The 19,923-nt window shown below is 27.6% G+C and carries 20 protein-coding genes; 10 read left to right on the forward strand and 10 right to left on the reverse strand.

Annotation, left to right across the window (positions count from 1 at the left end):
* A partial coding sequence (locus HNQ06_RS03240) for a hypothetical protein (protein WP_221415492.1) occupies positions 1-543 on the forward strand: 543 nt, incomplete at its 5' end.
* Between the two features lie 116 nt (positions 544-659).
* Here HNQ06_RS03240 and HNQ06_RS03245 read toward each other — a convergent pair.
* Complete coding sequence (locus HNQ06_RS03245; protein WP_184107517.1) at positions 660-1,688, reverse strand: glycoside hydrolase family 3 N-terminal domain-containing protein; 1,029 nt, start codon at positions 1,686-1,688, stop codon at positions 660-662.
* Positions 1,676-3,142, reverse strand: coding sequence for a UTP--glucose-1-phosphate uridylyltransferase (locus HNQ06_RS03250; RefSeq protein ID WP_184107518.1), 1,467 nt, complete (start codon positions 3,140-3,142; stop codon positions 1,676-1,678). Before HNQ06_RS03250 ends, HNQ06_RS03245 begins: the two co-directional genes overlap by 13 nt.
* Before the next feature lie 129 nt (positions 3,143-3,271).
* Here HNQ06_RS03250 and HNQ06_RS03255 point away from each other — a divergent pair, with 129 nt between their 5' ends.
* Complete coding sequence (locus tag HNQ06_RS03255; RefSeq protein WP_184107519.1) at positions 3,272-5,065, forward strand: phosphoglucomutase; 1,794 nt, start codon at positions 3,272-3,274, stop codon at positions 5,063-5,065.
* Between the two features lie 62 nt (positions 5,066-5,127).
* On the opposite strand, the gene trpS is transcribed toward HNQ06_RS03255, so the two are convergent.
* Genes trpS through HNQ06_RS03270 form a run of 3 tightly spaced genes read right to left on the reverse strand, consistent with a single transcriptional unit; the run spans position 5,128 to position 8,192 of the window.
* Positions 5,128-6,183 carry a tryptophan--tRNA ligase gene (gene trpS, locus HNQ06_RS03260; RefSeq protein WP_184107520.1) on the reverse strand — a complete coding sequence of 352 codons (1,056 nt, stop codon included), beginning with the start codon at positions 6,181-6,183 and terminating at the stop codon, positions 5,128-5,130.
* A 2-nt stretch (positions 6,184-6,185) separates the two neighbouring features.
* Positions 6,186-7,274 (reverse strand): AI-2E family transporter, encoded by a 1,089-nt coding sequence (locus tag HNQ06_RS03265; protein WP_184107521.1) that lies wholly within the window; start codon positions 7,272-7,274, stop codon positions 6,186-6,188.
* A gap of 60 nt (positions 7,275-7,334) precedes the next feature.
* A complete protein-coding gene (locus tag HNQ06_RS03270) occupies positions 7,335-8,192 on the reverse strand; it encodes an HAD family hydrolase (protein WP_184107522.1) in 858 nt (285 codons plus the stop codon).
* A gap of 111 nt (positions 8,193-8,303) precedes the next feature.
* Between HNQ06_RS03270 and cdaA the strand changes: the two genes are divergently transcribed.
* The 7 genes from cdaA to priA are packed head-to-tail and all read left to right on the forward strand — an operon-like array spanning position 8,304 to position 14,605.
* Positions 8,304-9,074: a diadenylate cyclase CdaA gene (cdaA, locus tag HNQ06_RS03275; RefSeq protein WP_184107523.1), complete on the forward strand. Its 771-nt coding sequence runs from the start codon at positions 8,304-8,306 to the stop codon at positions 9,072-9,074.
* 4 nt (positions 9,075-9,078) lie between these two features.
* Entirely contained in the window at positions 9,079-10,083 is a 1,005-nt protein-coding gene (locus HNQ06_RS03280) for a YbbR-like domain-containing protein (protein WP_184107524.1), read from the forward strand.
* Positions 10,080-10,454 (forward strand): holo-ACP synthase, encoded by a 375-nt coding sequence (locus HNQ06_RS03285; protein WP_184107525.1) that lies wholly within the window; start codon positions 10,080-10,082, stop codon positions 10,452-10,454. Before HNQ06_RS03280 ends, HNQ06_RS03285 begins: the two co-directional genes overlap by 4 nt.
* A gap of 3 nt (positions 10,455-10,457) precedes the next feature.
* Entirely contained in the window at positions 10,458-11,297 is an 840-nt protein-coding gene (locus HNQ06_RS03290; RefSeq protein WP_184107526.1) for a DUF2225 domain-containing protein, read from the forward strand.
* A complete protein-coding gene (gene truA, locus HNQ06_RS03295) occupies positions 11,298-12,038 on the forward strand; it encodes a tRNA pseudouridine(38-40) synthase TruA (protein WP_184107527.1) in 741 nt (246 codons plus the stop codon).
* The gene (locus HNQ06_RS03300; protein ID WP_184107528.1) at positions 12,031-12,630 is read left to right on the forward strand and encodes a uracil-DNA glycosylase family protein; all 600 of its coding nucleotides are present in this window, start codon (positions 12,031-12,033) and stop codon (positions 12,628-12,630) included. Before truA ends, HNQ06_RS03300 begins: the two co-directional genes overlap by 8 nt.
* Positions 12,623-14,605 carry a replication restart helicase PriA gene (priA, locus tag HNQ06_RS03305; protein WP_184107529.1) on the forward strand — a complete coding sequence of 661 codons (1,983 nt, stop codon included), beginning with the start codon at positions 12,623-12,625 and terminating at the stop codon, positions 14,603-14,605. Before HNQ06_RS03300 ends, priA begins: the two co-directional genes overlap by 8 nt.
* Here priA and udk read toward each other — a convergent pair.
* Together udk and HNQ06_RS03315 are read right to left on the reverse strand one after the other, a co-directional pair.
* Positions 14,602-15,222 carry a uridine kinase gene (udk, locus tag HNQ06_RS03310; RefSeq protein ID WP_184107530.1) on the reverse strand — a complete coding sequence of 207 codons (621 nt, stop codon included), beginning with the start codon at positions 15,220-15,222 and terminating at the stop codon, positions 14,602-14,604. The genes priA and udk overlap by 4 nt on opposite strands.
* Positions 15,222-15,596: a rhodanese-like domain-containing protein gene (locus HNQ06_RS03315; RefSeq protein WP_184107531.1), complete on the reverse strand. Its 375-nt coding sequence runs from the start codon at positions 15,594-15,596 to the stop codon at positions 15,222-15,224. Before HNQ06_RS03315 ends, udk begins: the two co-directional genes overlap by 1 nt.
* 126 nt (positions 15,597-15,722) lie before the next feature.
* Between HNQ06_RS03315 and HNQ06_RS03320 the strand changes: the two genes are divergently transcribed.
* Entirely contained in the window at positions 15,723-16,688 is a 966-nt protein-coding gene (locus tag HNQ06_RS03320; RefSeq protein WP_184107532.1) for a YitT family protein, read from the forward strand.
* On the opposite strand, the gene HNQ06_RS03325 is transcribed toward HNQ06_RS03320, so the two are convergent.
* The 3 genes from HNQ06_RS03325 to HNQ06_RS03335 are packed head-to-tail and all read right to left on the reverse strand — an operon-like array spanning position 16,685 to position 19,854.
* Positions 16,685-17,665, reverse strand: a complete 981-nt coding sequence (locus HNQ06_RS03325; protein ID WP_184107533.1) for an RluA family pseudouridine synthase — start codon at positions 17,663-17,665, stop codon at positions 16,685-16,687. The two genes, HNQ06_RS03320 and HNQ06_RS03325, sit on opposite strands and share 4 nt — an antisense overlap.
* A 2-nt stretch (positions 17,666-17,667) precedes the next feature.
* Positions 17,668-18,180, reverse strand: a complete 513-nt coding sequence (locus HNQ06_RS03330) for a hypothetical protein (RefSeq protein WP_184107534.1) — start codon at positions 18,178-18,180, stop codon at positions 17,668-17,670.
* 6 nt (positions 18,181-18,186) lie between these two features.
* Entirely contained in the window at positions 18,187-19,854 is a 1,668-nt protein-coding gene (locus HNQ06_RS03335; protein WP_184107535.1) for a diphosphate--fructose-6-phosphate 1-phosphotransferase, read from the reverse strand.
* Between the last annotated feature and the right edge of the window lie 69 nt (positions 19,855-19,923).

The following is a 19,923-nucleotide window of genomic DNA, read 5'->3' on the forward strand; positions in this document are numbered from 1 at the left end:
ATATGTAGTATTAATTTATTTTGTTTTCAAAATAAATTAACTACTTCTCGATGGGAATTTCCTAAAGAAGATATAATAAAAAAAAATTTAAAAATAGGAATAATTTATCATAACTATATAAATCCCATCTTTTACAATGAAAACTATAAATACATTCCCTTTATCGGAATATTAACATCTTATAATGAATGGATTGAAATACAATTCAGCCCCATAAATTTTTTTACTATCCCAACAAATAAAGATTTTATTTCAAATACCTATTTCAATTTGGCTTTCACTATTTACATTGCTAAATATTCAATTTTAACTGATACACTTGCCATAAAATTATTTATTGGAACTCAAATCAATTTAACTCTGAGAACCGCTATATTCATAGGAAAAACAACTAATGCATTCCTCTATCCAATTCTTCCCCTAATTACCTTCAAATTTGAAATTGATTTCATGCCCAACAACTATAGTATTTACTATAAATTATCAACCTCTTTTAAAGAATTTATTCTTTTAGATCTAGGAATTTCTATATTTATACCATAAAAAATTTTAAACACCTTCCTTCTTTTTTTAAAATTCTAAGAAGAAAAGAGATTAATATAGTCCCTATTCCTTAGTGACATTGCAAAAGATCAAAAACAAATCTTCAAACAATTTCACTAAGGAATAAGGACTATATTGACACCCGAACTTAGAGACTTTTTAATAGCATTTTCAATATTAGAAAAACTTCTTGTAATTGCTCCCATATCATAAGAATCTGTTATCATAAGGCTAGTAATATTTAAATTTTCTCTTATAATATTAACAATACTTTTAGACATACTGGTTATATCTTTAGAAATTTTAGGAACATTTACATGGCCAATCATAATAAATTTAGCAGCTCTACCAAAAACAAATGGAACAAAATTATTTAACATTAAAAAGCTTTTACTGTAAGGCAAAAATGGTAAATATTTATGTGTATCTATGGTTGTTCCCCCTAATCCAGGAAAATGTTTGATTGCCGAAAATACTCCATGATTCTGCATACCACCAATAAAAGCTTCTACCATAAGTCCAATATTATAAGCAGAATCTCCTCCAAATGTCCTATTTAGTAAAGGAGTATGGGGTGCAAATTTTATGTCGGCAACTGGAGCCATATTTAAATTAATACCCAGTCTACGCAATTGTTTAGCAAGAACTTCGCCAATTTTATAAATAAGATGCAAATCCTTAACACCCCCTACATGCTCCATGGCCGGAAAATTATAAACCCCCATTTTTTTATTTTCACTAGCTCTACTAACTATTCCCCCCTCCTCATCAATAGCAATAAAAATATCATGTCCAACATGACTCTTTATTGCACTAATTAATCCTTTTGTCTGCTCAGCATCTTTTAAATTTTCTCTAAATAAAATTATACCAATCGGATTAATCTTTTTTATTCTATTAATATCATCGGTATTAAGCTCTTGAACATTCTTAAAATTTGTTAAATTTCTAATTCCAATAAATAGGTTTCTATCTTTTAAAATGGTTTGAAAATCTAATTCGCCTAAAAATTTCATCAAATCTACAAGATCTGATTTATCCTTGTTAAAATATTCATAATCTATTTCTGGTAAAGGTTCTATCGCAAATAAATTTAAACAAAAAAAGCTAAAAAATAAAAAAAATAAAGTTTTCAAAAAGTCCATTTATATAGCCCACAAAGCAAACCATAATCTTTTGATAACAAATCGGAAAAAGCACTAAAATTCTTAGCAGAATTATCAACCCTATTCTTACAACAATATCCACATCTATCTTCAATATTACTATTAAGCAACATATCAATAAATAACTTTGCGGGAAGAAATCTTCTATTTCTATCAACCGTTAAAATTAATGGATTTTCCATTAATTTTAACGCTTCCCACGTTACTTGCTCAACCGAAATATATTTACCGATTTCTTTATCTTGCTCTATAATTCTAATGGGCATTTTTTCTATTATTTCATCAATATTTTTTATCAAATAATCTAAATTAAAAAGTCCAGTTGCACAATTAAATAACAGTCTATTACCCTTATTCTCAAACTCTTGTACAATCTCTGAAGAAATCCCTCCACCAATATCAACACAAGTTAAACGATTTTCACCATTTACTGCCAATACCCCCCCCTTAAAATCCGCCTTGCTTTTAAAACTAAATTCAAACCCAGAAGAACAATTAGTCAAAGCCATTACAGCAAGTGCTTTAAAATTAATTGTAAAGCCCATATTATCAACATTGCCAATGTATATAAATCTTTTCCCAGATTCATAAAGCTTCAAATAAATATCTTTTAAAATTTTAAAATTTTGACCATGACCGGCAGGTAAAGCTAAAATAGAATTAGCATTTTTATTATCTTTAAGAGTAAAATATTGATAATTAGAGCTATTCAGTTTTTCATAACAATAAACTAAAGGTTGAACAGCTGTAAAAACATCTTCTTTTTTAAGATTACAAAAATTTACACTTTTAATCAAATCATCTACAAATAAATCATCCAAAAATTTTGAAATAAATTCATCCGTTTTGCAACTAGTCATTTGAAATATTGAGGGCTTGATCATTTTGCCATAAAAAGATTCATATCTTTTAGCAACCATTAAAAGATGCCTAATCTTCAAAGCCAAAAATGAAAATCCAAAACTACCGTCTTTATTAATATAAGCTGGAGTTATCCCCTTTGGAAATTCTCCAAATTTTTCTTTAAATTCAAGTATTTTAGATTCATATAGCATATATAAATCTTCATTTAACGCCCTATTTTTAGCTAAATCAAAATAACTTGTTGCAGAGCCCCCATTTAAGATTCCAAAAGAAAGGTACGGAAAAAGCATTAAACCTAAATTTTCAAGATCACAAGAAGAAAAAATATAACAATCACCTTCTTCTAATTGCAATAATTTAGAAAAATCATGAAAATATTTTTTTAAATTATTTTCAACCAAGCCTTTGTTGAACTTAAACCTCAATATTTTATCCGAAATATTAAAAATATTTTCATGGTTATCGCAAGGAAAATATTTAATGGATTCAAAAGTATTAGGACAAATCTCACCGGAATTAAGTTTTTCAAGTATCATTTCAGAAAAAATTCTATCAACTTTAACATTCATCAGTTAAAACCAAAATCCTTAAAAAAGCTTATTAATATAAGCAAAAAAATAAATTTTTAAGTATAATAATATTAGTGATCATTAATTATAGCAATAATATGGCTAGAATATCAATGAAAAGAAATTTACATGCTTAAACAATATTCAATTAACATGAAAAACTTTAAAAAAGCTTTTGATGAAATGATATTTTCTCCTTCAGGATTTAGAAAAATTTTTGCAATATCAAAAAATGAAGATTCAACAGAAACTGAAATAAACAATGAAGATAAAGCACTAATAGCACTAATAATCTTCACAATATCAAATTATTTTAAAAATGAACCTAAGCCCCATATTGGATTGGGATTAGACTCAAGACCAACTGGCAACATTATTGCAGAAATAACAATAAAAATATTAATAACAAACAAAGAAAAGATTAGGTTTTTTGGAATACTTCCAATAACTGAAATTTTAGCTTATACAAAAAACAGCAAAGATTCAAAAGGATTTATTTACATTTCTGCAAGTCATAATCCAACAGGATACAATGGGATAAAAATAGGATTAAACGATGGCGGCGTACTAAATTCTGCAAAAGCCCATGAAATAATACAACAAATTAAAAACAATAGCCAAAATGAAAAGCTAATAAACCATTTAATTAGCACTCTAAACAAATTTGATGAAGATAAATCCCATTTGGAAGATTATAATAAAATAATAAAATTAGAAAGAAAAAATAAAAACCAATCTTATGAAGCTTATAAAGCATTAATACATGAAATAACATATGAAAACTACATTAACAATAAAAATATCAAAATTTTAAAGAAAAGAATACTAAAAAATCCAATTGGAATAATAGCAGAAATGAACGGAAGCTCTAGAATTAATTCAATAGATAAAGAATTGATAGAATCTTTAGGATTGAAAGTAGAATTATATAATGATGAAATAGGCATTTTTAAGCATAATATTATTCCTGAAGGAAAATCTTTAAATGAATGTAAAAAGTTGCTACAAAATAAATATATACAAGACAATTCTTTTGAGCTAGGATACGTACCAGATTGTGATGGAGATAGGGGAAATCTAGTGTTTATAGATAAAGCCACAAACACTGCAAATATCATCGAAGCACAAAAAATATTTGCACTTGTAGTAATTTCAGAGCTTAGCTATCTCTATTATATAGGAATAAAAAATAACATAGCAATAGTAACCAATGATGCAACATCTCTAAATATTGAAAAAATTGCAAATTTTTTCAACGCAAAAGTTTATAGAGTAGAAGTTGGAGAAGCCAATATAACAGAAATGGCAGATGATTTAAGAGCCCAGGGATTGATTGTAAAAATCTCAGGGGAGGGATCAAATGGGGGCTGCATAATCCATCCTTCAAGGGTAAGAGACCCAATTACCACTCTACTTAGTATCGTAAAATTATTAAAAATGAAAGAACTTTACCAAATATGGTGCAAATTATCTAAAAACTACTATAAAGAAAAGTACGACTTAAAAGATATTTTAAATACAACAAATTTTTATAGCAATGTAATAGTATCATCCAAAAAAGCTAATTTAACAAATCTAAAAATAGAAAATCAAGAAATTTTAAAAAGCAATTATGAAAATCTATTGATTAAAGAGATAAAAAGCAATAAGTTATTTCAAGAATTATCAGTAGTTGATTATGAAATCATTAACTATGAAGGCAAAAGACAATCTAAGATTAGAACAGGAGATTCTTCGGGAGGATTAAAGGTATTGTTAAAAACTAATAAAGAAATTGTTGCAACCTTATGGATGAGAATTTCAAAGACAGAACCAGTAACAAGAGTACTTAGCGAAGTTATTTATGCAAAAAGAAACATTTTGTTCAAACTACTAGAATTTAACAAAAGATTGATAAAAAAGGCAAACTTACCTAATAATTAATATTGTTTGATTTAAATAATAAGTTAATCACCAATATAAGTCTAGCATAAAATCAATAATTTTCATTCTTCATTTTTTAATTTTTTCTCAGCACTATATTTTATTCCATTCCAAGTTTTTGAAAGTCCTATTAAATCCTTAACATCTTTTACTACTTTATTTGCAATAAACCTCGCCTTGCTCGTACCGTCAAAAATAATTTCATCAATGTACTCCTTTTTTTTGGCTTCATAAAAACTTCTTTTATCCCTTATTGGCTTTAAAAAGCTATTCAAAGCTAAAAATAATTTTTTCTTAACCTCAACATCACCTACTTTACCCTTCTTATACCTATTCTTAAGATCTTCAACTTCTTCATGATTACTATTAAAAATGCCGTGATAAATAAAAACAGGATTACCCTCAACATTACCAGGAATATCTGCTCTTATTCTATTTGGATCTGTATACATAGACATAATTTTTTTTTCTAACAAATTTTCATCATCGTTTAAAAAAATTGCATTATTAAGACTCTTACTCATTTTATTTTTGCCATAAATACCTACCAAGGGACGAGAATCTGTGAAAACAGATTCGGGTATTGGGAAAAAATTATTTTCGTACAAATGGTTAAACTTTCTTGCAAGCTCTCTTGCAAATTCAATATGAGATTCATTATCACGCCCAACAGGGACTAAATTTGCTTTTGTCATCAAAATATCTGCGCTCATAAGAACAGGATATCCCAAAAGGCCATAAGGAATCTCTTTAAGTCCAGCCGCAATGCTCATATCTTTTATACTTGGAATCCTTTGCAAGCGCGCAACAGTAACAATCATTGAAAATATTAAATGAAGCTCAAAAAGCTCAGGAATAGCTGATTGCAGATATATACTAACCTTATCGGGATTAATTCCACAAGCAAGATAATCTAAAACCATTTCTCTAACATTATAAGGTATCGTATTGATGCTCTTCAAGTCAGGCTTTGTAGTCAAAGTATGTAAATCGGCTATAATAAAATATGTTTCATACTCTTCTTGAAATTTCAATCGATTTACTACAGATCCCACATAGTGTCCTAAATGAAGAGCACCAGTAGGCCTATCTCCCGTAAGCATAACCTTTCTTTTCAAAATCAAATCTCCTTACCTTTACTCGAAATATGGCTAATATTACTTAAAATCTCAGAACCGCCTAAAAATACAGAAAAAGACTTAAGCCAACTCACATTGTCAACTATTACCTTTATAATCACAGTAAAAGGATAAGATATTAAAAGACCCACAATACCCCAAAGCCATCCCCAAAAAAACAAAAAACATAATAGCAAAAATGGTGATATATCAAGTCTTTTCCCCTGCATTTTTGGCTCAAGAATATTTCCAATCAACATTTGAATAGAAGTATTATATATAAAAATATAAAGCACTATATTTAAATTTGGATAAAATTGAATTAAAGATGTTATTACAATAAAAAACACAGCTAATATAGACCCAATGCTAGGAATAAAATTGAAAACAAAAGTAAGAACTGCCCATACAAGAGGAAAGTCCTGCCCAAATAAGGTTAATCCAATAAACACTAAAATGCCTGTTAAACAACTCACAAGAATTTTTATCCCCAAATATTTGCCAATTTGATTATTAATCGTATCTAGGGCCCCAATAAATCTAGTAGATACTGGCTTTTTAAAAGCTTTATCAAGCTTCATTCCAAAAACATGTATTTCTGAAAGCAAAAAATACAACAACAAAAATACTACTACTAAGCTGCTTGTAAATCCAATAATCTCATTATAAGCTCTTGTTAAAAACGGATATATGTAACCAGAAAAATTCATATCATTAATAACAGAACTATCAACTTTATATCGACTAAGCACATCTTTCATGATAAATGCTAATTGATTTTGATAGTAGGGCAATTGCTTCATTAAAACAGTAACGCTGTAATAAACAAAACTAAAAATCAAATAAGAAAAAGAAAATAATAAAAAAAATATAATAAAAACTATTAAAAATTTTGGAACTTTGAATCTTGCTAAAAAAGTATAAACGGGATAAACTAAAAATCCCAACACTATGGAAATAGCCAAAGGTTTAAATACGGCTTCTGCTATTTTAAAAGCCCCAATAAATATTAAAACTATGACAATACAATAAAAAACAGATTCCACTCTCCAAGGCTTTAGCCCTTGATTTGTATTTAAATCTTTAAGCATATTTCCCTCTTTTCGTTTTTTTACTGCTTTTATCAACTAAACAAAAGCAAGTTATATGAATCATACGCTCAAGCAAATTTTCTCCATTATCCAATTATACAACTTAGTACCCTTACTATAATTAGCCTCAGCAAAATCCCCAACTCTATTCTCATAAAACAATTTTTTTGCATTCTTATCATTTCCATGATACACTGTTAAAGTATTTCTACAATGTTTCAAAATATTATTTAAGATTTCAAATGCCGGAATATCGCTAAATCCATCTGCAATGTAAAATATATTTTTAAAAGGAATTTGTCTTTTACTCTTTGGCACTCTCTCATTAATCTTATCATAAGACCCTTTATTGATTTCAAAAATAACTCTAGTTTTTATTGTATGATCTACAAAATAACAAACACTACTTAAAATCTTATTTTTAGAAAATTTATCATCTCTGAGTTCGTAAAAAGGCATCAAATAAGAATCTATAAACTCACATGCCCACACCTTACTCACATAAGGCGCAATTTTACTTCCCAAAATCATTTGTCTAAACCCACTTGAAACAATGTAAATTTTAACCTGCGAATTACTATTTTCCAAATTCTTATTTATTTCAGCTATCTCATCAAATAAACTAATAACCCCTTCAAAAAATCTTAACTTAGCGCCCAAATTAAATAATACTCTATTATCCAGATTTTCAAAAAACCCTTCCCTTACGTAGGTTAAAAAATGGGACAAATATATCATTTCATTAGAAATTATATTATAACCGTTTTGCCTATAAACATACTCTAAACCTTCAACTTCTCTCCAAAAGGAACAAGAATCAACACAATACTCATCAAACAATACTTGCTGCATATTGCCATAAATAAGAGTATTATCAAAATCAAATATTAAAGCTATAATATTTTCTCTTTTATTCATAAATTCAAAAACAATTTAATTTAATAATTACAAACTGTGCTTATTTATATATTTTATATTATACTAATATAGGTTAATAAGTACAGTGTTTTCACATTGAGTAGAAAATTTATGATAGACATAAATGATTTAAATCAAATAAAAGATACTTTTTCAAGAATTTTAGATCTAAGCTTAATTAGTATCCTAGTATACTACATATATAAAAACGTAATCAATTCTTATTCTACAAATCTATTAAAAGGAATGTTGATCATCATCTCTATAGGAATTATCTCATATTATTTAAATCTCTATACCATTAGTTGGCTGTTAAATTATATAGCCAATATATTACCAATAGCAATAGTCATACTTTTTAATCAAGAAATAAAGAAAATAATAATGCAAATTGGAAATTTCAATTTAGCCTTTAAGCTTTCAAATAAAAAAGAAGAAACTTTAAAAGTTATTTCTGAAATCCTAAAAGCAGTCAAACACCTATCTGAAAACAAATCTGGTAGCCTGATATGCATTGAAAAAAAAATACAGTTAGAGCAAATAATAAACAAAGGAACTAAAATTGATGCATTAATATCTAGTGAATTGCTAATATCACTATTTGAACGCGAAACTCCTCTTCACGACGGAGCTATAATAATTAGTAAAAATAAATTAAAATACGCAGGCTCATTTTTACCATTATCTAATGTTGATTCTATTAGCAAAGCATTTGGGACAAGGCATAGAGCAGGACTTGGAATTTCTGAAAATTCTGATGCAATAACAATAATAACATCCGAAGAGACTGGGTCTATTTCTATTACAATCAATGCAAAATTGGAATACAATTTAAGCTTAAGTGAAATTAGAAATAAGTTAAATCTCGAGCTAATAGAGTAAAATAATGAAAATAGGCAAAAAAATAATAAATATAATAAAGTTGCTATTTGATGATTGGCAAAACAAGGCTATTTCCATTTTAATAGCTATTCTAATGTTTATAGCATTTAATTTTAATAAAATAGAATCAATAACAACTGAAAAAGAATTCAAAATTATCTTGAATGATCAAATAGCTCTTGGAAAAATGCCAGACTTTAGTAAAGTCAAGATTACAATAAAAGTCAATAAAGATGACTTAAAATACCTTGATCTTAATAAAATAATATTATTTATTGAAGCATCAAACATAAAGATTCCTGGAAACTATAAGCTACCAATAAAAATAAAAAATCTTAACTCAATACATATTGCAGAATATAAGCTTTCAAAAACAAATGTGTTGCTAAATCTTGATAACAAAGTCTCTAAATTAGTTAAAATAGAACCCAAGTTTAAACTTATAGAAAAAGATAGCAGAGGAGAATATTTTATAGCAAAATACAATATATTGCCTGAAAATTTATTAGTATATGGACCTGAACAAGAACTCAAAAAAATAAACACTATTCAAACCAACGTAAAAGAGTTTGACACAAGAACTCTATTTGTATCAGATTATCTTGAAGTAGTTCCACCAAATCCTCTAGTTATGTTTGAAAAAAGTCATGTGGTAGTCAATATTTATTTAAACAAAAAATATTCAAACACAACAATAAAATCTCCTAATCTTATTTTTAACAATCTTAAAAATGGCCTTGAAATTAAAGATAAAGAAAAAATAATAAACCCAGAAAATAAAATGTTTGTAAAAATAAAAACAAGACTTTCTGAAAAACAAATTAAAGCTCACATAAACAATCAAAATATAAGCCTTGCTTTTGATTTAGCAGATATAAAAACTCCCGGAATTTATAACATTGCTACAAATATAATTCTTAAAGAGAATATCAATGAAACAGAAATATATGATTATGAACCCAAAAAAATAAAACTAGAAATAATTGAAAGCTCAGAGATTAAACCATGAAGTCAATAGGATGTGATATAATAAAAGTAGAAAGATTTAAAAATTTTTTAGAAAATAAAAAAAAAATGGAGAGGTTCTTTACACATAAAGAAATTGAAAATTTTAAATTAAAAGGGGGCAGCATTATAGAAAGTTTAGCTGGAAAATTTGCAGCTAAAGAATCTTTAATTAAAGCATTAAGTCCGCTGTTGCAATATAAAATAAATTATACTCTTAAAGATATTGAGGTAATAAAATCTTTAAAAGGAAATGCCGAGTTTTGTTTGCATAATGAAATTGAAAAAATTGCAATAAAAATGAATTTAAAGCTATACCTAACAATATCCCATGAAAAGGAGTACGCTATTGCATTTGTAATAGTAGAAAATTAATTCATGAAAAAAATATCATATTTTACAAAAGAAAAAATTGAATGTCCTTTGTGCTCTTTTAAATTTCAAAAAGAAGAATTTTTGACTGGAAGCAGTAGATTAATAGCTGGAGAGTTAAAAATTGATCTAAAAAGAGAGTATATAAAAAACGACAAATATGGCAACATTTATCCTAGAATATATTCTATAACAGTATGCCCAAAATGTTACTTTGCAGCATTCCCAAGCGAATTTAATTCAATCCCCAAAAACAAGAAAGAAATTTTGCAAAATAAAAAATCCGAAAGAAAAAAAATAAATGTGATTTTTGATAACATGATAAACTTCAGCAAACCCAGAACATTAAAAGAAGGAGCTGCAAGTTATATTCTTGCCATGCTATGCTATGAGCATCTGGAAAAAAATTATAACCCCACGTTAAATCAAGCAAAATCAGCAATAAGAGCCGCTTGGACATTTGAAGACCTCGAAAAAGAAGAGCCAAATAAAAACTATAATTATCTTCAAAAAATATTTTACCACAAAGCTGCATATCTTTATAAACTAGTTATTGAAAAAGATAAAGACAATTCAGAACCTGTTAGCGCATCAACCATATTTGGCCCAGATACAGACAAAAATTATGGCTATGACAGTGTACTATACTTATCAGGTCTTCTAGAATACTTTTATGGAAATAAAGACAATAAAGAATACAGATATAAACAATTAAATGACATAAAAACCACTCTTTCTAAAATAGCGGGCATGGGTAAATTTTCAAAAGAAAAACCTTCAATACTTTTAGATAAAATCAAAGAAGTTTACTTTAAAATATCAAAGGAAATGAAAAATCTTAAATAAATGAAAAAAATATTAGCTGAAATTGCTTACGACGGATCTATATACCATGGATTTCAAATACAACCAACAAAGCCTACAGTTCAAGGAGAAATTGAAAAAGCTCTAATGAAAATTAACAAAAAAAAAGTAAAAATTCATTCATCTGGAAGAACAGATAAGGGCGTTCACGCAAAAAGGCAAATAATAACTTTTGATATAAGTATTAATATTCGACTAAACAATCTAAAAAAAGCTTTAAATGCAATATTATCAAAAAACAGCATAAAAATACTAAAGCTCAAGTATGTGAAAAATTCATTTCATCCACGTTTTAGCGCTCAAAAAAGAAAATATAGCTATTTTATATTAAACAGCAACAACTACTATCCCTGGGAAGGTTATCAAGCTCACTATGTAAATAAAAAACTAAACATAAACAACTTGAACCAAATGGCTAAAACATTGATTGGAAACCATGATTTTACCACATTTTCATGCATAAAAGATGAAAGCAAATCTAAATTTAGGCATATACATTTTGCCAAATTTAAAAAAAGAGGAAAATATATTATTTTTGAAATAATAGGATCTTCTTTTTTGTGGAAAATGGTAAGATCAATAATAGGCACAATGCTGGACATTGAAATAAAAAAAGAATCAATTTCTACTTTTGAAACAATACTAAAATCAAAAAATAGAAACCTTGCAAGAACAACTGCACCTGCAAATGCTTTATTTTTAGACAGAGTTTACTATGAATAATAGCATTTTAACTAAAAAACTTTTTTTACTTAAAATATTGACAAATAATATCGAAGGCAAAATTACAGAAAATTTTGAAAAAATAGACAATGAAATTAAACAAAAAATAGAAAAAGCTAAAACCACTAAAATTTATCAAAAAAACGAAAATAATAAAGAACCTACAAAATTACCTCTAGAAAACAAAAATTCAACAAAAGTATTGTTAAATAATAGCTTACAAGAAAAAAGTATTAACGATCACATCATAATATATGTAAACAAAACCTATCTCAACGAACCCTCAAAGGATATTATAACAAAATGGTGCAAAAGCATAAATATACACAATTATAAAATAATAGATACTATTGAATCACTTAACTTAGAAATCAGCAACAAAAATCCTAAAGCAATTTTATCTTGCGAAGAAATAGATTTTTTCTTAAATCAACCGCTAAGAATTCAAATTGTAAGAGGAATAGAGCTAAGATTTAAAGGAATTCCATTGGTTTTTACATATCTTCCTGCAAATCAAATAAAAAATCCAGAATTAAAAAAAGAAATATGGCAAGATTTAAAAATAATAAAAGGCATAATAAAATATGGTTGATCATTATAATTCAACTTATTACTATGAAATCGCAATAAATATTCCTTTAAATAAACTTTTTTTTTACAGATTTAACTTAAATCTAGAAATTGGAATAAGAGTAATGGTTAATTTTAATGGCTCCAATAAAATTGGAATAATTATTAAAAAATATTTTGAAAACGAATTTAATGAAAAATTTGAATTCAAAATAAAAGAAATTATTAAAATAATAGATACAACCAAAGTAATAACAGAGCATAACATTAATTTAGCACATTGGATTAGCAAAAAAACATTTTCGGGATTTGGTGAAACTTTATTCTTTGGGTTGCCCAAAAATTCAAAAGCTAAAAAAAATCAAACATTATCTTTAATAAATGAGCATCCAGATCATAAAAAATGCCTTCAGCTAAATAGCGAACAACAAAATATTTACAAGGAAATTATCGGGTCAGAAAAAACTAATATTTTTTACCTTTTTGGAATACCTGGATCTGGAAAAACTGAAATATTTATCAAATTGTGTGAATACTATTTAGAACTAGAACAACAAGTACTTTTTTTGATTCCTGAAATATCATTGGGATATCAAATAATAAAAAGAATAAAATACGCATTAAATATGCACCATAAAATTTATGAATATAACTCTAAAGTCCCAAATTCTAATAAAAATTTAATATGGAATAAAGTCAAAAATGGAGAAAGCCTGGTTGTAGTTGGCATTAAAAGCGTTCTAATGCTACCTTTCACCAAATTGAAATTAATAATTATGGATGAAGAACACGAAACTACATATAAATCTGAAAATATTCCAAGATTTCACTCAAGACATATATCATTTTTTTTACAAAAAAAATTTAATGCTAAATTTGTAATGGGAAGCGCAACACCTTCTCTTGAAGCATACCACGCAATGAAAAATAACCAAATAAAAAAAATAATAATGCAAAACAAATTCTCTCAAAGCAAAATAGAAGATATAAAAATAATAAATATGAAAAAAGAACCTAGCACAATTTCATCAGAGTTATTATACAGTATACAAAAAAGTTTAAAGGAAAAAAGACAATCTTTAATTTTCATCAATAAAAGAGGATATCTAAAAAATCTAGAATGCAACGAATGTGGGCATACAATTTGTTGCCCAAATTGCTCATTTGGCTTGATTTATCATAAAAAAGAAAATAAACTTTTATGCCACTATTGTAGTTATAAAACAAAAATAGCAAGCCATTGCCCTCAATGCAAATCAAAAGACATTAAATACAAAACCTATGGAATTCAACTTGTTGAAAAAGAATTAAAAAAATTTTTGCCAAATGCAAAAATTGCAAGAATAGATTCCGATATTACAAAAATAGAAAATATAGATTCAATAAATAAGTTCGAAAATCAAGAAATAGACATACTTATCGGAACACAAATCATCGCAAAAGGATTCAATTTTGAAAATATAAAAACACTAGGCATAATCAACGCAGACATTGGAATGGGACTGCCTGATTTTAGAAGTAGCGAAAGAATTTTTACAACACTCTCACAGATTATGGGAAGAGCCGCAAGATTCAAAGATGACAACACAATTATTATACAAACAAAAAATCCCAACTATTATGCCATAAAATATGCTTATAAGAACCAATATGAACAATTTTACGAACAAGAACTAGATATACGAAAAAAATTGAACTATCCCCCGTTTAACAAAATTATTAGAATAATATTTAGAGGCAAAAATGAAGAATCGGTTAAACAAAAATGTTGGGAATTTTTTGAAAAATCTAAAGAATTTTTGCAAGAAGGAATTGAACACTTAGGCCCATCAGAAGCTATTATGAAGAAAATATCTAAAAATTACAGATACAATATAATATACTTGTCAAAATCCTACAGCTTACTTGAAAAACTAGTTAACAAGGCAAGAGAAAGGGTGAAAATGACAAATACTGTTTACATTGAAATAGATTATTACCCAATATCATTAATTTAGGTAAAATCTAATCCTTCTTTACTTAAAGACTTAAGAAACGTTGAAAGCACATAAAGCGCTTTATCATTGTGGCCTCCCTCAGGAATAATAAGATCAGCATATTCTTTGGTAGGCTCAATAAATCTATAATAACCCCATCTAGTGGTATTTAGATACTGATTAATCACCGACTCTACAGTACGTCCTCTTTTTGAAATATCTCTTCTTAAACGCCTAATAAATCTAATGTCATTTGGAGTGTCAATATATATTTTAAGATCTATTAAATTTCTTACTCTCTCTTCAACAAAAATCATAATACCCTCAACAATAACAACAGGAGTTGGAACAACCAAAACCGTTTTAAGCTGTCTTTTATGATTAATAAAATCGTAAAGGGGCATATCTATTGGACTATTTTTTTTTAAATTTTTTAAATGTTCATAAAACAAATTATTATCAAAAGCATCCGGATGATCAAAATTTACCTTAGAAAATTCATGTTCATAATCACCCACACTCTTATAGTAATTATCTTGAGAAATAAGGACAAATTCTGGAATAAACTCACTAATCTTGCTTACAACTGTAGTTTTTCCGCTTCCAGAACCACCAGATATCCCAATAATCTTAGCCATCAACCAACTTCTTTTTTTTTCGTTTGTGGCATGTCTTTCAAGGTACCAGCCACAAACACATTCTTAAATCCCATGCTTTTTAAAACTTTTTTAGCCTCATAAGACTTATTAAAACTTTTACCATAAACAATTATTTGGGACTCAAAATCGCCTAATTTATCCTTTTTAGCAAATAAATTATTAAAAGGAATGTTAATTGATTTCAAATAATGAGATTTATTATATTCTTTGGGAGATCGAATATCCAAAATTTTTGCTCCATTTTGGATTTTTTCCAACAAAAACAGATTAGTTCTTTTCATCCTAAGGATAATAAAAAACCAAATATAAAAAAAAAGCAGAACTATTAATACTGCAAATCTTGCATAATTCATCGCCATAGTTTCATGAACATAATATCAAAAAAAATAAAAAAAGTGAATAAAATTGTTTTTTTTGCAAAATTAATATAGAATTCAAGTAAATTACTAGCTTTAACTTAAAGTAAATCTAGCGTTAAGATGAAAAAGAAAAAAAAGATACGTTGTCGTAGAATTAAAAAAAAACTCAAACTATTATTAATAATTCTAATAAAAAAATTAAAGACTATAGCCAAAAATCCCAAATTAATATTTGATAGCACAATACAAATAACTTTAGGCTCTGCACTAATGGCAATTTCCACTAATGTTTTGTATATTCCTCATGGACTTCTTAGTGGAGGAATCGGGGGCATTTCATTAATGCTGCATTACCTGTTAAGCTTCAATTTGGGATGGACAATATTTGCATTAAACATACCATTATTTCTTATTGGAATAAAATTTTTAAACATAACATTTATAATTCAAAGTTGGATTTCAATGGGATTGTATTCTATTATCATAAACTACTCCCAATTTTTACAAAATAAAATACATCTTAACGATATGATGCTTGTATCAATACTAGCTGGACTTATTTCTGGACTTGGGCTTGGGCTAATATTTAAGGGCAAAGGATCTTCAGGGGGATCAGATATAATTGCTATGATTATTAAAGAAAAATATTCAATTAGTATTGGAACAACAAACTTCATAGTTAATCTGGTGGTATTAATACTTGCAACCTTTTTCTTTAATATTGAAATCGCCCTTTATACACTAATAGCATCATTTGTAACATCTATCATGACAGATAAAACAAGCACTGGATTTGGCAATCAAAAAGCGATATTAATCATTTCAGATAAAGGAAAAGAAATTGCTTATCTTCTTACAAACAAGTTAAAATTAGCTGCCACATTAATAGACGGGAAAGGAGCTTGGGCGGGAACAGAAAAAACTATAGTATTTATAGTAGTTCCAATAATGCGTTTATCAAGAATTAAATATATATCACAAAAAGTTGATCCAAATTGTTTCATTACTGTTATTAACACTAATGAAATCACTGGGGGCAAAATAATAACTGACCCAATCTCATTAAAACAAGAAATTTCAAATTAAAAATCTCTTAAGAAGAGAACCAAATTATCAATAATTAAATTCAATTCATCGCTCTTATAAAAATTTGACAAAAAAATAACAAATCTTTTAGGAAATTCAGAAATGAATTTCCTAAAAGAATGTTTTCCAATATCAATTTCAAGCTTATAAGAATGAAGCATCAGCGTGATTTTTTTAAAACTGCCTTCTACCCTACCATAAACCTCATCTCCCAATATTGGAAAATTAAGATATCTCATATGAACTCTCAATTGATGAGTACGGCCAGTTTTAGGCTTTAAAGCTAAAAGAGAATATTCCCCAAAATTAAGCAACAATTTATATTCTGTTAATGCCTTTTTACCTCTATCTTTAGAAACACTAAATTTTTTCCTATTGCGTTTATCTCTATCTATAAAAGATTCAATGCTTCCAAAAAAACTATTAAAATTACCCTTAACAATTGCAATGTAAACTTTATTTGTCCTTTTATCTTTAAATTGCTGAGCTAAAAATCTTAAAGTATTAATGTTTTTTGCACAAATTAGAACCCCAGAGGTATCTTTATCTAATCTGTGAACAATTCCAGGTCTAATTTTTTCTTCATTAAAATTAATTTTCAAGCTTTTTATATGGTATAAAAGAAAATTCACAACAGTATCGTCCCAATGCGATATTCCAGGATGACTCAAAATTCCTTGTGGTTTATTCAAAACAATAACATTAGAATCTTCATAAATTATAGTAATAGGGATATTACTAGGCCTAAGGTAATCAATTTGACTACCCTCCTCGTCAAATTCAATTAGTATTTCATCATCTTTAAAAACAGGCTTGGACAATTTTATCTTCAAAAATTTTCCATTACTCTTTTTAAACGCTTCTACATTTCTTCTTTTGATCTGACTTCTAGTAAAAACTTCCAAATTGCTTGATAGGTAAAGATCCAATCTTAAAGCATTTTCTTTAACGGTAAATTCTTTCTTAAGCCTTATCATATTTAAAGAAAATAATCAATCAAAGCAATAGTTAATGCAACTATTGCTCCAATGGAAGCTGAAACAATAAATTTTTTATAAATCTCATCTTTTGAAAAACTAGGACCATTTGAAAAAGGATATGGAACATAATTTGAATTCATTCCGCTATAAAAATAGTACCCAACATCAAAAAAAAACAAACTCAAAAATAAAACTATTGGAAAAGAGCCAATACTAATAGCTGAAAACCTAAACAAATCTTTTGCTGATTTTGACTCAAGATCATTCTCAAGATTTAAAGCTTTATTTTCTTGAATATTTTTATAAAGAAAAGAATCGTCATTATCAGCAACAGACATATTATTATTTTTTTTATGAGAAACAAAATTGCCACTGGAAGTCGATTTGTCTTGCAATGGCAAACTTTTAGCAATACTCAAATTTAAATAATTAAAATTCGGCTTGAAATAATCAAGTGAATTTGAATAAACATTCAAAACACTAAAAAATAACAACAAGCTTCTAATAAGCATAAACTTTCACTTTAATAATTCTAACTTTAAAGTCTCAGTTATTTCATCAACAATCTCAGAAGAACCAAAATATTGCACAGGACCTGGACATAAATATAAATTATTCAAAGCCCACTTATCACGATTTTTAGCAAACTCTTTAAATGGCCTTCCTTCTAAATCAACTAGAGCTTTTTTTATAACAGGCTTTTTCTCTCCATACCTTTCTTCCATGTTCATCAACATTGTTAGAGGCACTCCTCCTGCAATCCAATCTGTTGGCTTTAAATTTAAATTTTTTATACAAGACATATAGCCTGTAAGACCATTTAAAATAAGAACAACGGCATTATACCCTAAGCTATAACAATAATCACTATCAAAATTAGAAGGAAAAGCGCTTCTGCCTTCATAGCCAAAAAAATGATCAACTGGAGTAAAACTTCCCTTATATTCTCCCTTTTTTTTCAACTCACTTAATCTTGATTGAACCATTTCAATCAACAATTTTTCAGTAGGAACTCTTGAAACATTAAAATTCCCATGAGGATCCCTTTCCAAAATTGAATTTACAAGTTCAAATTGAATAAACAAAGGCAAAGATAAATAAACTCTCTTCATATAATCACCAAGCTTAGCAACAAAAACTTCTTTCATTCCTTCAATATTAAGCCCCTTAAACTCACCTTCATTTTTATCAAAAATATCACATAATTCAACCATTAAAGACTTAACTTCTGGAATAAATTCAATCAGACCTTCAGGAACTATAACTATTCCAAAATTATCCCCATTTAAAGATCTCTTTAAGATAACAAAAACAATTTCATCAACAATCTCAGATAAAGTTTTCTTTTTAGCCAAAACCTCTTCAGACACAATGCAAATGTTTGGATGGGTTTTTAAAGCACATTCCAAAGCAACATGAGATGCACTCCTGCCCATAAGCTTGACAAAATGCCAATATTTTTTAGTTGACATGGCATCTCGACATAAATTGCCTATCATCTCAGAATAAATTTTTGTAGCAGAATCAAACCCAAATGAAATTTCAATATGATCATTTTTAAGATCCGCATCAATTGTCTTTGGAACTCCAATAACTTGAATATTCTCTCCTTTCTTTTTGAAATACTCAGCAAGAATAGCAGCATTTGTATTTGAATCATCACCACCAATAATAATAATTGCATTAAGATTATTTTCTTTGGCAACAAATAAAGCTTTCTTATAATGTTCTTCGGTTTCTATTTTTGTTCTCCCAGAAGATACAATATCAAAACCCCCAGTATTTCTGTAGGAATTTACTAAGCCCTCAGTAAGTTCAATTTTGTCATTCTCTAAAAGGCCTAAAGGGCCCCCTTTAAACCCAAAAATCTTTGAATTTGCATTAAATTTTTTTATTGCATCAAAAACGCCAGATATAACATTATGCCCCCCAGGAGCAGGCCCTCCAGAAAGAATAATTCCAATATTTAAAGCTTTTGAAAAAGATAAACTAGATTTTCCCTCGGTAAAACTTATAATTGGCAAACCATAAGTATTCTTAAAAAATTCCTTTAAAGCCTGTCTATCTTGAATTGCTTCGGTCTTTTCTCCATAAACCAAACTAATATTATTAAAATCTTTTTTTAAAATATTTGGCAACTTAGGAATATACTTTTGCCTTTCTTGCTTAAAAAGAGAAGTATTCATACATTTTCCTCCTAATGATTTAAGTTAAGCCTTTATCATAACTTAAATATTAAAATAATTCACAACTAA

The sequence above is a fragment of the Borreliella lanei genome, from assembly GCF_014205895.1.
Lineage (GTDB): Bacteria > Spirochaetota > Spirochaetia > Borreliales > Borreliaceae > Borreliella > Borreliella lanei.

Coding starts and splice junctions, on each gene's coding strand:
- cdaA (WP_184107523.1), top strand. CDS start 8,304: ATGATAGACATAAATGATTTAAATCAAATAAAAGATACTTTTTCAAGA.
- HNQ06_RS03290 (WP_184107526.1), top strand. CDS start 10,458: ATGAAAAAAATATCATATTTTACAAAAGAAAAAATTGAATGTCCTTTG.
- truA (WP_184107527.1), top strand. CDS start 11,298: ATGAAAAAAATATTAGCTGAAATTGCTTACGACGGATCTATATACCAT.
- HNQ06_RS03280 (WP_184107524.1), top strand. CDS start 9,079: ATGAAAATAGGCAAAAAAATAATAAATATAATAAAGTTGCTATTTGAT.
- HNQ06_RS03265 (WP_184107521.1), bottom strand. CDS start 7,274: ATGCTTAAAGATTTAAATACAAATCAAGGGCTAAAGCCTTGGAGAGTG.
- HNQ06_RS03245 (WP_184107517.1), bottom strand. CDS start 1,688: ATGGACTTTTTGAAAACTTTATTTTTTTTATTTTTTAGCTTTTTTTGT.
- HNQ06_RS03255 (WP_184107519.1), top strand. CDS start 3,272: ATGCTTAAACAATATTCAATTAACATGAAAAACTTTAAAAAAGCTTTT.
- HNQ06_RS03300 (WP_184107528.1), top strand. CDS start 12,031: ATGAATAATAGCATTTTAACTAAAAAACTTTTTTTACTTAAAATATTG.
- HNQ06_RS03270 (WP_184107522.1), bottom strand. CDS start 8,192: ATGAATAAAAGAGAAAATATTATAGCTTTAATATTTGATTTTGATAAT.
- HNQ06_RS03330 (WP_184107534.1), bottom strand. CDS start 18,180: ATGCTTATTAGAAGCTTGTTGTTATTTTTTAGTGTTTTGAATGTTTAT.
- HNQ06_RS03315 (WP_184107531.1), bottom strand. CDS start 15,596: ATGAATTATGCAAGATTTGCAGTATTAATAGTTCTGCTTTTTTTTTAT.
- HNQ06_RS03335 (WP_184107535.1), bottom strand. CDS start 19,854: ATGAATACTTCTCTTTTTAAGCAAGAAAGGCAAAAGTATATTCCTAAG.
- priA (WP_184107529.1), top strand. CDS start 12,623: ATGGTTGATCATTATAATTCAACTTATTACTATGAAATCGCAATAAAT.
- udk (WP_184107530.1), bottom strand. CDS start 15,222: ATGGCTAAGATTATTGGGATATCTGGTGGTTCTGGAAGCGGAAAAACT.
- HNQ06_RS03285 (WP_184107525.1), top strand. CDS start 10,080: ATGAAGTCAATAGGATGTGATATAATAAAAGTAGAAAGATTTAAAAAT.
- HNQ06_RS03320 (WP_184107532.1), top strand. CDS start 15,723: ATGAAAAAGAAAAAAAAGATACGTTGTCGTAGAATTAAAAAAAAACTC.
- HNQ06_RS03325 (WP_184107533.1), bottom strand. CDS start 17,665: ATGATAAGGCTTAAGAAAGAATTTACCGTTAAAGAAAATGCTTTAAGA.
- HNQ06_RS03250 (WP_184107518.1), bottom strand. CDS start 3,142: ATGAATGTTAAAGTTGATAGAATTTTTTCTGAAATGATACTTGAAAAA.